Annotated in this window: 13 protein-coding genes and 1 tRNA gene; 6 read left to right on the top strand and 8 right to left on the bottom strand. The window is 59.8% G+C overall.

Annotated elements, in window-relative coordinates; translation table 11 throughout:
* The first annotated feature begins 72 nt into the window (after window positions 1–72).
* Together IGW03_RS15610 and IGW03_RS15605 are read left to right on the top strand one after the other, a co-directional pair.
* On the top strand, window positions 73–549 hold the full coding sequence (locus IGW03_RS15610; protein WP_194723498.1) for a hypothetical protein: 477 nt from the start codon (window positions 73–75) through the stop codon (window positions 547–549).
* 120 nt (window positions 550–669) lie between these two features.
* On the top strand, window positions 670–1,146 hold the full coding sequence (locus IGW03_RS15605; RefSeq protein WP_194723497.1) for a type VI secretion system amidase effector protein Tae4: 477 nt from the start codon (window positions 670–672) through the stop codon (window positions 1,144–1,146).
* A 308-nt stretch (window positions 1,147–1,454) separates the two neighbouring features.
* Here IGW03_RS15605 and IGW03_RS15600 read toward each other — a convergent pair.
* Both IGW03_RS15600 and IGW03_RS15595 read right to left on the bottom strand, forming a co-directional pair.
* Window positions 1,455–1,531, bottom strand: a tRNA-Pro gene (locus IGW03_RS15600).
* A 74-nt stretch (window positions 1,532–1,605) separates the two neighbouring features.
* Window positions 1,606–2,568, bottom strand: coding sequence for a Bug family tripartite tricarboxylate transporter substrate binding protein (locus tag IGW03_RS15595; RefSeq protein WP_194723496.1), 963 nt, complete (start codon window positions 2,566–2,568; stop codon window positions 1,606–1,608).
* 169 nt (window positions 2,569–2,737) lie between these two features.
* On the opposite strand from IGW03_RS15595, the gene IGW03_RS15590 reads away from it, so the two are divergent.
* Window positions 2,738–3,865: a M14 family metallopeptidase gene (locus tag IGW03_RS15590; protein ID WP_194723495.1), complete on the top strand. Its 1,128-nt coding sequence runs from the start codon at window positions 2,738–2,740 to the stop codon at window positions 3,863–3,865.
* Window positions 3,866–3,867: 2 nt separating this feature from the next.
* Window positions 3,868–4,332, top strand: a complete 465-nt coding sequence (locus IGW03_RS15585) for a CYTH domain-containing protein (RefSeq protein ID WP_194723494.1) — start codon at window positions 3,868–3,870, stop codon at window positions 4,330–4,332.
* Between the two features lie 374 nt (window positions 4,333–4,706).
* On the opposite strand, the gene IGW03_RS15580 is transcribed toward IGW03_RS15585, so the two are convergent.
* From IGW03_RS15580 to IGW03_RS15555, 6 genes are all read right to left on the bottom strand, one after another.
* Complete coding sequence (locus IGW03_RS15580; protein ID WP_194723493.1) at window positions 4,707–5,954, bottom strand: DUF2863 family protein; 1,248 nt, start codon at window positions 5,952–5,954, stop codon at window positions 4,707–4,709.
* 242 nt (window positions 5,955–6,196) lie between these two features.
* On the bottom strand, window positions 6,197–6,403 hold the full coding sequence (locus tag IGW03_RS15575; RefSeq protein WP_194723492.1) for a hypothetical protein: 207 nt from the start codon (window positions 6,401–6,403) through the stop codon (window positions 6,197–6,199).
* 243 nt (window positions 6,404–6,646) lie between these two features.
* On the bottom strand, window positions 6,647–9,361 hold the full coding sequence (acnA, locus tag IGW03_RS15570) for an aconitate hydratase AcnA (RefSeq protein WP_194723491.1): 2,715 nt from the start codon (window positions 9,359–9,361) through the stop codon (window positions 6,647–6,649).
* A gap of 138 nt (window positions 9,362–9,499) precedes the next feature.
* Entirely contained in the window at window positions 9,500–9,997 is a 498-nt protein-coding gene (locus tag IGW03_RS15565) for a hypothetical protein (RefSeq protein ID WP_194723490.1), read from the bottom strand.
* A gap of 59 nt (window positions 9,998–10,056) precedes the next feature.
* Window positions 10,057–11,028 (bottom strand): HpcH/HpaI aldolase/citrate lyase family protein, encoded by a 972-nt coding sequence (locus IGW03_RS15560; RefSeq protein ID WP_194723489.1) that lies wholly within the window; start codon window positions 11,026–11,028, stop codon window positions 10,057–10,059.
* Window positions 11,029–11,210: 182 nt separating this feature from the next.
* A complete protein-coding gene (locus IGW03_RS15555; RefSeq protein ID WP_194723488.1) occupies window positions 11,211–12,200 on the bottom strand; it encodes a malate dehydrogenase in 990 nt (329 codons plus the stop codon).
* A gap of 294 nt (window positions 12,201–12,494) precedes the next feature.
* Between IGW03_RS15555 and IGW03_RS15550 the strand changes: the two genes are divergently transcribed.
* Together IGW03_RS15550 and sdhC are read left to right on the top strand one after the other, a co-directional pair.
* Window positions 12,495–13,286 (top strand): GntR family transcriptional regulator, encoded by a 792-nt coding sequence (locus IGW03_RS15550; RefSeq protein WP_194723487.1) that lies wholly within the window; start codon window positions 12,495–12,497, stop codon window positions 13,284–13,286.
* A 155-nt stretch (window positions 13,287–13,441) separates the two neighbouring features.
* Window positions 13,442–13,670: succinate dehydrogenase, cytochrome b556 subunit (sdhC, locus tag IGW03_RS15545; RefSeq protein ID WP_194723486.1), on the top strand; the 229-nt coding region annotated here is incomplete at its 3' end.

Here is a 13,670-nt window from a genome sequence, read left to right as displayed (position 1 = left end):
ACCGAATCAGGGGTCGCTGCAGTCCGCAGCAAGGTCCGGCATTGCAAGCTACTTACCCTATCGGGAGATGCTATGGTGACGAACGTAACCAACAACAGTTTTATACCGAATACAGATTCCCTCTTTCAGAACTTTGGCGATTTCGGTACACAGTTCACTAACTCACATACCTCGTCCGTTACTGATCCCATGGGCACTCCAGACCTAGGCATTACGGATGAAACGTCCAGCAGCCTTGGAAAACGTGCTGAATGGGATCAGGAATTTGAATCCGTTCTTGCGAAAGGCGACGGCAATGCCGCCGTCTATCGAATCAAACAGGGCCTCGACAACAAACTGATTTCGAAGGACGAGGCGATAGCACTTGCGAAACAAGTGCAAGAGGCGGCAAATGCCGCAGGAGGAGGGCGAATCAATGGCGAAATGCGAAATGCCTTGAAGGAGGCGCTCGGTACGGATGTTGATCACATCAGTAAGGGCAAGACCAGACCCCAGATGGGTTGGGAAAAGGTATGGAACGGGTTTTTGAAATTTTTGGGACTGGTGTGATGTGTTCGGCAGGAGCTGAATTAATTTAGGAGAGCCGGCTACCCCGCAGCCTCGTCTTTGACTACGTCGGATTCCTTGCATTAAATTGTTATTCAAGCAACTTTAACGAAAGGATATTCGATGCCGGCATTTGCCAATCTATGGCGCAATCATCCGAAAATTCGAGGTGAAGAGCCACTCCTCAACCCCGCCGCCTACCCCAACCAATGTGCAATCAACTTGCATGCAGCGCTATCGCGTTCAGGATTCAACATGAAGACATTCACTGGAACGCTCTCATGGCAGAAGGACAGAACGAAATATGCAATCCGGGCGCAGGAAATGGCAGACTGGCTAGCGAGACCGGGTATTCTTCAAGGAGGTGCGAAGAAATTTTCCGGTAAAGAGGCGTTTGAAAACATGGCTGCCAAAACAGGAATCGTCTTTTTCCAGAATTACTGGGGACCAAGCGAGCAGGGTGATCATATCGACTTATGGAACGGGTCTCGGCTTACCGATTGGACATCGTGGATTCGAATTCAGGCGGGAATTAATATTCCGGGCGTGTGGTCGGATTATAAGAAGGCGAAATCAGTCTGGTTTTGGGCGGTGGCATGATGGCGCGCGTTCTCCTGGTACTGGGAGGTATGATCCTTGGGGCTGCCGGTGCGTACTGCTTTTTCTGGACCGCCGGATGGGCCTTTGGGCCGCTCTATGCGAGTGAAGGAGATATGTCTCGGAACGTTAAGTTTTTTTTGCTTAGTACCGGAATAGGAATTGCCCTTGGCGGGTGGCTCGGGAATAGGGCTTTTAAACGATACCTACTGCGCCGATAAACAGAGCATCATTAAACATAGACTAAATTATAAAGTTCATGAAGACAAAAAGGGGTTACAGATTTGAATCTGTAACCCCTTTGATTTTCTTGGTCGGGGCGAGATGATTCGAACATCCGACCCCTTGCACCCCATGCAAGTGCGCTACCAGGCTGCGCTACGCCCCGACGAAGCCCGCATTATAGCAGAGGCATTGCGATTTCCGCCACGCATCCGTGAAGGAAATCCTTGTTTCATGTCATCAATCGATTTTCGCCCCGGTGCGGCGGATGATCGGCTCCCATTTTTTCGCCTCCGCAGCGAGCAGCGACCGGAAGGCATCCGCCGATCCGCCTGCAGTTTCCAGCCCGGCATTGTTGAAGCGCGCCTTCACGTCCGCCTGCTTCAGGATGGAGTCGATGTCAGCATTGAGCCGCTGCACGATGTCTGCCGGCGTGCCCCTAGGAACGAGCACGCCGTTCCAGGTGATGGATTCAAAACCGGGCAGGCCGGCTTCGGCCACGGTGGGCAGGTCGGGCAGCAGGGAGAAGCGGCTCGGACTGGTAACGGCGAGGGCCTTGATCTTGCCGCTCTTGATTTGCGGCATGATCACTGACGGCACCGAAAACAGTATCTGGGTTTCACCGGTCATCAGCGAGAGGGCAGCCGGCGGCGCGCCGTTGTAGGGGATATGGACGATGAAGCTGTTGGTCATGGTCTTGAACAGTTCCATCGTCAGGTGCGACGAGGAGCCGTTGCCGACCGAGGCGTAGTTGAGCTTGCCCGGGCGCTGCTTTGCATAGCTGATCAGCTCGCCCACCGTCTTCACCGGCACATCGCTGCTGACGGCCAGCACATTGGGCTGCGAGCTGGTCTGGATCACGGGCACAAGGTCTTTCTGCGGATCGTAGGGCAGGCGGGTCAGGAACTGGGTGTAGGCAAGCGGTCCGTTGTAGGACATCAGCCAGGTATGGCCGTCGGGCGCGGCGCGGGCGACGTTGCCGGTGGCGATGGTGCCGGCGCCGCCGGGAATGTTTTCAATCACGATCGGCTGGCCGATGCGGTCCTTGAGCTTGTCGCCGATGGTGCGGGCAATGACATCCAGCGAGGAGCCGCCGGGCGCGGCGACGACGAAGCGGATGGGCTTGCTTGGCCAGGTCTCGGCCACCGAGGCGGATGCCGCAGCCAGGAGCAGGGTGGCGGCAAGAAGCTTGCGGAAGAACATGATCGTGTTTGTGGAATAGAATCGGAACCGTAGGATAGCATCCGGGTCTGCTTCCTCGGAGCACCGTTCCTTGCGCAGTCCGGCAGTGGGCAAGTCAGCCGGCGATGGCGCTGGCTACGCCGGCCTTCACCGTATCAGACCTCTTCAGACTTCTTCAGACTAGAACAGCATGCCGATCAAGATCAGCCATCAATTCGATGCCGGAGCGATTGAAGTGATTCGCGCCGAGCAACCCGACGCCATTGAACTCAACCTGCGCAAGGATTCGCATGCGGAGGTGTTGCAGTGGTTTTATTTCCGCCTGCAGGGCGCGCGCGGGCAGGCCTGCACGATGCGGCTGCTGAACGCATCGCAGGCCGCCTTTCCCGGCGGCTGGAACAATTACCAGGCGGTCGCCAGCTATGACCTTGAACACTGGTTTCGCGTGCCGACCAGCTATGACGGCAAGGTGCTGACGATTGCACATACGCCTGAGCGCGACAGCATCTATTATGCCTATTTCGAGCCTTACTCCTGGGAGCGGCACTTGCGGCTGCTGGGACGGGTCGCGGCGTCGCCCGAGACGCGGGTGCTGGACATCGGCAGCACGGTCGACGGGCGCGACATGAATGTTGCGGTGATCGGCAATCCCGATGCGGAGAAGAAGATCTGGGTAATCGCGCGCCAGCATCCCGGCGAGACCATGGCGGAATGGTTCGTCGAAGGCATGCTGGAAGCGCTGCTGGACAGGCACAATCCGCATGCACGGCATCTGCTGCAGAAGGCGGTGTTTTACGTGGTGCCCAACATGAATCCGGATGGCTCGGTGCGCGGTAATCTGCGCACCAATGCGGCCGGCGCCAACCTGAACCGGGAATGGATGCAGCCTTCGCTGGAGCGGAGCCCGGAAGTCTTCGCGGTCCGCAACATGATGCATGAGGTCGGCTGCGACCTGTTCCTCGATGTGCATGGGGACGAGACGCTACCCTATGTGTTCGTGGCGGGCTGCGAAATGCTGGAAGGCTTCACAGAGACACAGCAGGCGGAGCAGCAGGCGTTCATCGAAAGCTTTGCGCGCTCCAGCCGCGACTTCCAGACGGTGCATGGCTATGAGGCCAGCAAGTACAGGGAAGAGATGCTGCAGCTGGCATCGAAGTATATCGGCCATACCTTCAAGTGCATTTCGCTGACGCTGGAGATGCCGTTCAAGGACAACGCCGATCTGCCTGATCCGGGAGCGGGGTGGAACGGTGCGCGCAGTGCGCGCCTTGGCGCAGCGGTGCTGCAGCCCATGCTGGATGCGCTGGAGAGGGCTTAGTCATGGGCGTGGAAATCGAACGCAAATTCCTGGTGCGCGGCGAGGAATGGAAATCGCTGGGCAATGGCGTGCTGCTGCGGCAGGGATATTTGTCGTCGCAGCCTGAGCGCATCGTGCGGGTGCGGATTGAAGGTGACCGGGCGATGATGACGATCAAGGGGCGGTCGGTCGGGGCTTCGCGAGGAGAATGGGAGTATCCGCTGCCGATGGAGGATGCGCGGGTTTTTCTTGATCAGCTTTGCGAGCGGCCTATTATCGAGAAGCATCGCTATCGCATTGTGCATGAAGGCATGACCTGGGAAGTCGATGAATTCATGGGGGAGAATGCGGGGCTGGTGGTGGCGGAAATTGAGCTCGAGTCAGAGGGGCAGGGGTTTGAGAAACCGGAGTGGGTGGGGGAGGAGGTGACTCAGGATGCCCGGTATTTCAACTCGAATTTGTTGCGGCATCCGTATTCGAAGTGGTAGGTGGGAGGCTTGTGGTTATTGAAGTCTGACCTTGCCTCGCGACTCGTTGGTTGCTCTTCATCGGATTGGAGGTAGGGTCGACAATACGACTACATCTGCATATCCTTTGTAGCTCCTCCCCTTTCAAGGGGGAGGCTGGGAGGGGGATGGGGTCAAATGACGCAGCTGAAACCCATCCCCACCCCAACCCTCCCCTTGAAGGGGAGGGAGTGTTCAAGCTAGCGCAAACTTCTGTGCCTGACTCGGCCTCTGCTTTCCGGTAGATGCGACTCACTCGAAGCTCATGTGGGAGCATTCATATGTGCTATCAAGGCGCTTGATCTGCAGCCTATTTGAACTCAAAGCTGCATCAATGCGCCATCATCATCCCATCTTCAATGAAAATGCCCGGCCCCCGCCGGCGCATCCTCGGGCATCTCCGCATGCACCAGTTCCGCCTCCGCATCCGGATACAGCGGTGCGCCGCAGTCGTCGCAGAACTCCATCGGGAACTGTTCGTTGTGCCGCTTGATATGCGTGATGCCGCAGGCGCGCAGCAGCGCGATGATCTGTTCCAGCGGCGTGCGGACGTCGGTGTCGAGCAGCTCCGGCGTGGTCAGCGATTCGAAGCTGGTGACGGCGGCGATGTCTTCGTCCTCGGCGCCGTACAGCGGCCAGACGATGCCGTAGATGACTTCCGGGTTCTGGCGCAGCGTGAAGGCAATCCGGTATTCGTCGACGCCTTCCTCGCCCGGCTCTTCGCTGAAGCTGCCGATGATGGCGCGCAGCCCGCTGGCTTCGATGCCCAGCGTGAAGGTGAGGTAATGCACGGCCGCGCGGATCGAGGCAGGGCGGATCTGGCGGTCGGCTTCGCGGCAGGCGACGTAATAGGCTTCCGGCATCAGCAGCTCGATGCCGCAGCCCGGCAGCAGCGAAACGATGTTCGGTGTGGCCTGCTTGCGCCAGTGCTCGAGCGCGCGTTCGCGTTCGTTCGGATGAAGGCTGGCTTGCCAGCCGAACAGGGGCGCGCCCACCGGGGCGGCGACGGCGGCAAGCAGATAGCGGGTATCGGCTAGGAAGGGGGCTGTTTCCGGAGCATTGCCCTGCGTGCGCACCGACGTGCCCTTGACGGCAGCCTGCGCCATGCGCTGCGTGAGGCTGTAGGTCTCGGCATGGGTGCGCGGCAGCTGGTCGATGGAAAACAGGGTCGGCGCCATGGACAGCCGGGTGTCCGGAGCAAGCAGGTGTCCATGCACATGGGCGCACAGGGTGTTGCGCATGTCTTCGCTGATCGGGCCGGATGCAATCGTGAACCGGGTCCAGGCAAGGATGGGAATGGCGATCAGCAAGGCCTGGTAGGTGACGCCTTCATGCTCGACGAGGCAAGACTCGCTGCAGGCTTCCACCGCTTCCATCAGCGCATCGTAGGCCGGCAGGTCTGCCTTGTACAGATGCTCCAGCGCGGCTTCGATACTGTCCTGGTGCGCTCCCTTGAGCGTCTTGTGGAGCAGCAAGTCGAGCGACTGCTCCCAGATGCGCTCTTCCATCCTGCTGGCTGCCTGCGACATTCCTTGTGCAAGCGAAACCAGACGCTGACTGTCCGACGATAGCCTGTTGAGGGAACTCTTGGAGATACGACGCATGGTTAACCTGATTCAAAAAGGGAACATGATTGTAGATGATTCAACAGCTTGCCATCAAAATGGGCGGGATGGAAGGAAAGGGATCAAATGCCGGCGATGCCGCGAGGCGAGAAATATCATTGCGCGATGCAAATACCGGCTATACCTGAACCTCGAAGTGCACCGGCCAAAAATGCAGTATAGGTCCTAAAAAACGAAAAGCCGCATGAACGATCATGCGGCTTGCCGTAAAGCAGGATTGGTTACTTGGATGCGGCGGGCGCAGCCTCGGAGGGGGCTGCCGGTGCGGCAGGCGCAGCCGGTGTTGCCGGCGTCGATGCCGAGCCGTGCGCTTCGGTAGGATTGTGGCCGGCGGCTTCACCCTGCATGTCGATCTTGTCGCCGCCTTTCATGATGACGAACAGGGCGAGCAAGGCAAATGCGATGAATGCAACAAAAATCTTCCACATGGAAACGTCTCCTTCAGGTGATTGAATGCTGAAATCGGAATGCCGCCGGACGAAGCCGGTTAGCGGCACTGAATCGGTTTTGAGTTTGTCTTGGCGCAAGCATAGCCGTGCATGCTTACAGCTGCCTTGCATTTCAACTGTCAAGAACCGGAGACAGCGAGAGGGTGGGATGGGCGACGCGGAGTAAGAGGGGGGCTGCCGGCGGGCCGGAATGTCGGCCCGCCGGATGCGCGTTGGCTCAGGTCAGGCTGCGAGCAGCTGACGCAGCACGAAGGGCAGAATGCCTCCGTGCTTGTAGTAGTCCACTTCGATCGGAGTGTCGATGCGCAGCAGCAGTTCGACTTCCTGCTTGCTGCCGTCGGCACGGTTGATCACCAGGGTGGCCTTCTGCTGCGGCTTGAGCTCGCCCTCGAGACCCTGCAGGTCGAAGGTTTCGTTGCCGGTGATGTTGAGCGACTGCGGGCTGTCGTCGCCGAGGAACTGCAATGGCAGCACGCCCATGCCGACCAGGTTGGAGCGGTGAATGCGCTCGAAGGAACGCGCGACCACAGCCTTGACGCCCAGCAGCAGGGTGCCTTTCGCGGCCCAGTCGCGGGAGGAGCCGGTGCCGTACTCTTCGCCGGCGAACACCATGGTCGGCACGCCGTCGCCGATGTACTTCATCGCCGCGTCGTAGATCGACATCTGTTCGCCGCTCGGCTGGTGAATGGTAAGGCCGCCTTCGACGCGGGAGCCGTCTTCCTTCGGCGGGATCATCAGGTTCTTGATCCGCACGTTGGCAAAGGTGCCGCGCATCATCACCTCATGGTTGCCGCGGCGCGAGCCGTAGGAATTGAAGTCGGCCTTGAGCACGCCGTTCTCGATCAGCCACTTGCCTGCCGGGCTGGATTCCTTGATGGAGCCGGCGGGCGAGATGTGGTCGGTGGTGATGGAGTCGCCGAACACGCCGAGCGCGCGGGCGCCGGAAATGGCCGAGTCGGCAGCCTTGGGCTGCATGTCGAAATCGCTGAAGAACGGCGGTTCCGCGATATAAGTGGACTTTGGCCAGTTGTAGACGTCGCCCTGGGCAATGCCCTTGATCTGCTGCCACAGCTTGCCGGGCGCCGCCTGCACGTTGGCGTAGTTGCCCTTGTACTTGCCGGGGTTCATCGCAAACTTGGCAACCAGCTGGTTGACTTCCTGCGAGTTCGGCCAGATGTCGCCGATGTAGATGTCGCGGCCGCCCTTGCCCTTGCCGACCGGCTCGGTCATGAGATCCTTGAGCACCGTGCCGGCGATCGCGTAGGCGACCACCAGCGGGGGCGAGGCGAGGAAGTTGGCGCGGATGTTCGGATGGATGCGCGCCTCGAAGTTGCGGTTGCCGGACAGGACCGCGGCCGCAACCACATCATTGTCGACGATGGCTTCGTTGAGTTCGGCCGTCAGGTCGCCGGAGTTGCCGATGCAGGTGGAGCAGCCGTAGGAGGTGACCACGAAGCCGAGCTTCTCGAGGTAGGGCAGCAGGCCGGCCGCTTCAAGATAGTCGGTGACGATGCGCGATCCGGGCGACAGCGAGGTCTTGATGTGCGGCGCGACGGTCAGTCCTGCCTCCACCGCCTTCTTCGCGAGCAGGCCGGCGGCCAGCATCACGTTCGGGTTGGAGGTGTTGGTGCAGGAGGTGATCGCGGCAATCAGCACGTCGCCGTTGCGCAGCGCGACGCCGTCCTTGGTCTGGTAGCTGGCTTCCAGGTCTTCGGGCTTCTTGTTGAAACCGTTCTCGGCCACGGGCTTGGAGAAGAGTTCGGTGAAGTTCGACTTGACGTTGCCGATTTCGATCCGGTCCTGGGGGCGCTTCGGTCCGGCCAGCGACGGTGCCACCGTGCCGAGGTCGAGCGTGACCACGCTGGAATAGTCGATATCGCCTTCACGGGGCGTGCCGAACATGCCCTGCGCACGGAAATATCCCTCGAAGGCATCGATCTCGGCCTTGCTGCGGCCGGTGCCTTCAAAATATTCGATGGTGGCTTCGTCCACGGGGAAGAAACCCATGGTGGCGCCGTATTCCGGTGCCATGTTGCCGATGGTGGCGCGGTCGGTAGTCGACAGGGAGGCCACGCCGTCGCCGAAGAATTCCACGAACTTGCCGACGACCTTTTCCTTGCGCAGCAGTTCGGTAATGGTCAGCACCAGGTCGGTGCCGGTGACGCCTTCGCGCAGCTGGCCGGTCAGGTTCACGCCGACGACGTCCGGCGTCAGGAAGTACACCGGCTGGCCCAGCATGCCGGCTTCGGCTTCGATGCCGCCCACGCCCCAGCCAACCACGCCGATGCCGTTGATCATGGTGGTGTGGGAGTCGGTGCCGACGAGCGTGTCGGGGTAGTAAATGTCAGCCTTCTTGTGCACGCCGCGGGCCAGGTATTCGAGATTGACCTGGTGGACGATGCCGAAGCCGGGCGGCACCACGCCGAAGGTGTCGAAGGCCTGCATGCCCCATTTCATGAACTGGTAGCGCTCGTTGTTGCGCTGGAATTCCAGTTTCATGTTGAGGTCGAGCGCGTTCTTGACCCGGGCGTAATCGACCTGGATCGAGTGGTCGACGACGAGGTCGACGGGAACGAGCGGTTCGATGTTCTTGGGCTTCTTGCCCATTCTGGAGGCGACGCCGCGCATGGCGGCGATGTCGGCGAGCAGGGGAACACCGGTAAAGTCCTGCAGAATGACTCGGGCGACGACGAAGGGAATCTCATCGACGCGGGCGGCGGTGGGCTTCCAGTTGGCAAGCTGGCGGATGTGCTCTTCCGTGACTTTCTTGCCGTCGCAGTTGCGCAGCACCGATTCCAGCACGATGCGGATCGAGACCGGCAGACGCGAGATGTCGACGCCCAGGCTCTCGCCCAGCGCGGGGAGCGAGTAAAGCTTGCCTTTCCTGGAACCGGAGATGCTGAATTCCTTGAGCGTGTTCAGAGTGTTGTGAGACATGGGTTCTCCTTAAAATTATTAGAACTGAACCAATACTTGCAACTTTAACCCAACCCCGGGCGCCATGCCCGCGCTCCGGTCAACCCGGCGGCGGAAAGGCAGCGGATATCCGCGGGAAAAGTCCCGCGTCGAGCGAGATCAGCCTTTTTCCGCGGTCTTCGCCTGCATCTGCTCGAGGTTCTTGCACTCGTTGGCCAGCTGCAGGCCTTTCTTCGAGTCGAGCAGCATGCCCTTGGCAGGGATGCCGATCCAGACCAGGCCCTGCTTGGTGTTCTCGAAGCGGTGCGCGCCGGTGGTGGTGGTCACGCGTGTCATGTGATGCAGCTTCTTGTTCCAGCGGAGGGCGATCTGGTCCTGATCTGCCATCTGGTAGATGGTGAGTTTGTTGCCGAGTTCACAATCGTACGCGGTGGGTGTCAGACCGGCGATTTCCGGTTCTTTGGCGTCGTCGTCCGCCGCTGCAGCGCCGGCTGCTCCCGCGGCACCGGCAGCAGCTGCCGCTTTCTTGCCGGCAGTCTTCTTGGCAGGGGCCTTCTCTTTTTTCGTGGTTTGGGCTGGCGCAGCGGTTTCCGCGATGGCGGGCATGCCGAGGGCAACCCCGGTGACGAGAAGGACGATGGCGGATATGGTTTTCATGAAAAATATTCCCTTAAGTGCGCGCCGGGTTGGGGAAGTCGGTCAAGCGGTCGCGCGTGCTACAACAGACTACCTGCGGATTCGGGCAGCAGCATGCCGCTCGCTTTTGCCCGCTGCAGGACAGTCCAATAGTAGCGGTAACTGGCCCGGTCATGAAGCTTGCCGTTGTATTTTATTGGTCCCCACTGTGCGGCCTGGGCGTCGGTCAGGATATTGACGGCCTCGTTGACTTCCGAACCGCGCGGCGACAGCGCCTTGACGATGGGCTTGATCTGGTCGGGATGGATGCTCCACATGCGGGTGAAGCCGAGTTCGCCGGCCGCGCGCGTGGCATCATTGGCAACCACGGCGGTATCCTTGATCTCGGTGGTGACGTTATGGGAGGGCACCTTGCCATGGGCATGGCAGGCAGCCGCCATCTCGAGCTTGGCCCGTACCACCAGCGGATGGGTGAACTGGCCGGGCGAGCGCATGGCGGTGCCGGGGATGGCGCCGTAGTGGGCGGACACGAAATCCATGATGCCGAACGACAGGCACTGGACCTGCGGCAGCGCCGCGATCTTCTGGACTTCGGCCAGCGCGCCGTGGGTTTCGATCAGCACGTGGAGCGGCAGGTCGGCACGGCCGGCTTTCTTCGCATGCCGGTTGATGACGGTGATGGCTTTCTTGACATCGGCCGCGCCCTCAACCTTGGGCAGCACCATGTAGGCGAGCCGCGGCGCGGCAATGCTGCAGATGATCTCGACATCCTGCTCGAAGCAGGGATGGGTGAAGTCGTGGACCCGCGCACCGATGCGCCCGAAACGGTTCTCTTCGCCGGCGATGAGTTCGGCGGCCAGGCGCGCATGCGCCTCCTCGTTGCCGGCGCTGGCGCCGTCCTCGCAGTCGAAGGTGATGTCGAAGATGGGGCCGAGCTCTTGTTGCAGGGCAAGCGACTTGCGCATGAGCTTTTCGGAGCCGGCATAGTGATCGCAGACCGGGATGCCGGCCGGCATGTGCGTACCCTGGAACAAGACCTCGGAAGGATGCATAGTGGGTGTATCCGTCAATAGGCAATGCGTCGATGACGCACTGGTTGCGTTGGCTGTATTTGTTGTAATGCTTGCATCGATTGCATCGGCTGAGGATGCGTCGAATCCGCGTTATGCGGTTCAAAAATGAACATGCCGGGATATTCCCGGCATGCATCATTCAACAGCGCATGAGGTCCGGCTTAGCCGACCAGATGCTTGACGCCGTCGCGCTCTTCCTGCAGTTCCTTCAGAGTCAGGTTGATGCGCTCTTGCGAGAACGCGTCGATCTGCAGGCCCTGGACGATCTTGTACTCGCCGTTTTCAGTGGTGACCGGGAAGCCGAACATCGTGCCTTCCGGGATGCCGTAGGAGCCGTCGGACGGGATGCCCATCGTGGTCCACTTGCCGTTGGTGCCGAGCACCCAGTCGCGCACGTGGTCGATGGCCGCATTGGCAGCGGACGCCGCGGAAGACAGGCCGCGCGCTTCGATGATCGCTGCGCCGCGCTTGCCGACTGTCGGCAGGTAGACGTCCTTGGTCCATGCCTGGTCGTTGACCAGATCCTTGGCGGGCTTGCCGTCGATCAGGGCATTGGTGAAGTCGGCGTACATGGTCGGGGAGTGGTTGCCCCAGACGCAGAGCTTCTCGATGGAAGTGATCGGCTTGCCGACCTTGGCTGCCAGCTGGGACAGCGCGCGGTTGTGGTCGAGGCGCAGCATCGCTGTGAAGTTCTTGGCCGGCAGGCTGGGAGCCGATTTCATGGCGATGTAGGCATTGGTGTTGGCCGGGTTGCCGACGACCAGCACCTTCACGTTGCGGGAAGCGACGGCGTCGAGCGCCTTGCCCTGCACGGTGAAGATCTGCGCATTGGCTTCGAGCAGGTCCTTGCGCTCCATGCCGGGGCCGCGCGGACGGGCGCCGACCAGCAGGGCGACGTCGGCATCCTTGAATGCGGTCATCGGATCGCTGTGTGCGGTCATGCCGGCCAGCAGCGGGAATGCGCAATCGTCGATCTCCATCATCACGCCCTTGAGCGCCTTCTGGGCCTTTTCATCCGGGATTTCGAGCAGCTGCAGAATAACCGGCTGGTCCTTGCCGAGCATGTCGCCGTTGGCGATGCGGAACAGCAGGGAGTAGCCGATTTGACCGGCGGCACCGGTGACGGCAACGCGCATAGGGGCTTTAGCCATGATGAATCTCCAAAGTGGGAATGAAAACGGGCGAAGTTTATTCGAATTTCTGCAAGCCTGTAATAATACCAAGACCGCCGAACGACGTCAGACGACGTCGATGTCCTTGTCCAGCCTCAAGGAATGCTGCGGTGACTGCAGCCGGCGGTTTTCTGATGGACACACCTGCAAAGATTGCTCGCGAGTGTAGGCTTGTCGTTACAGTCTGTCAATCTCATCTTATATCTTATATAAGACACATGTCATAGCACTTTTTGCTAGACTGCAAGGCACCTTTTGTGGTGAAATCGCAGTATGAGTTCCGCTACGTCCAATTTGACTGTCAATGGAGCGCCTCCGACAGGCGCAGGGACATCTGCCTCCGGAACTTCTCCCACCTTCAGTCCGCTCTACCAGCAGATCAAGGCGCTGATACTCCAGAGCCTGCAATCGGGCGAATGGAAGCCGGGCGAACTTATCCCCAGCGAAGTCGAACTGGCCCACCGTTTCAAGGTGAGCCAGGGTACGGTACGCAAGGCGATCGACGAGCTCGCTTCCGAGAACCTGGTAGTTCGCCGGCAGGGGAAGGGAACCTTCGTTGCCACGCATCACGAGGCGCGTGCGCAATACCGATTCCTGCGGTTGATGCCGGATGCCGGCGAGCCGCACAATGCCGACAACAAGATCCTTGAAGTCAAGAGACTGCGCGCGCCTGCGGAAGTAGCGCGCCAACTGGATATGAAGTCCGGCGATTCCGTAATCTTCATCAAGCGCGTCCAGTCCTTCGAAGGCGCGCCCACCATCGTGGAAGAGCTGTGGCTGCCGGGCATGATCTTCAAGGGTCTGACCATTGAGCGCCTGGTTGAGTACAAGGGGCCGATGTACGGTTTGTTCGAGTCGGAGTTCGGCACGAGGATGATCCGTGCCAGCGAACGTATCCGTGCGGTCGCCGCAGACGAGTCCACTGCAAGCTTGCTCAATGTCGAGCAAAATACTCCTTTGCTGAGCGTTGAACGCGTTTCCTACACTTACGGCGACAAGCCGGTGGAAGTGCGCCGCGGGCTGTATCTGACCGACCGTCACCACTATCAGAACGATTTGAGCTGAGGTGGGCAGGGCGTAGGCAGGCGAAGGTGGATTGACACATTTTTCGAAGCGGGCGCTTGCCGAACGAAAAATTGTCGCAGGTAAAGATTGTGGTTGGTGTGCCGCACAAAAATCGGCGAAAATTACGGGATTTTTAAGCTCAGGGAGATTCTCTCATGTCGGAAGCCGTAAAGAAAAATCGGCAAAAATATGGTGTCATGACCTTTGCGGACATTGCGCACTACCGTCTGCCGTTGGCAGCCTATCTGTCCATCCTGCACCGCGCCAGCGGCGCTTTCCTGTTTTTGCTGCTGCCCTTCATCCTGTATCTGCTCGACCGCAGCCTCATGTCCGAGATCTCCTTCGAGTACCTCAAGGGCTTTGTCTCCGGCTGGTTCGTCAAGC

The organism is Noviherbaspirillum malthae (assembly GCF_015352985.1).
Taxonomy (GTDB): Bacteria; Pseudomonadota; Gammaproteobacteria; order Burkholderiales; family Burkholderiaceae_D; genus Noviherbaspirillum; species Noviherbaspirillum malthae.
This window is presented reverse-complemented; position numbering and strand designations above follow the sequence as displayed.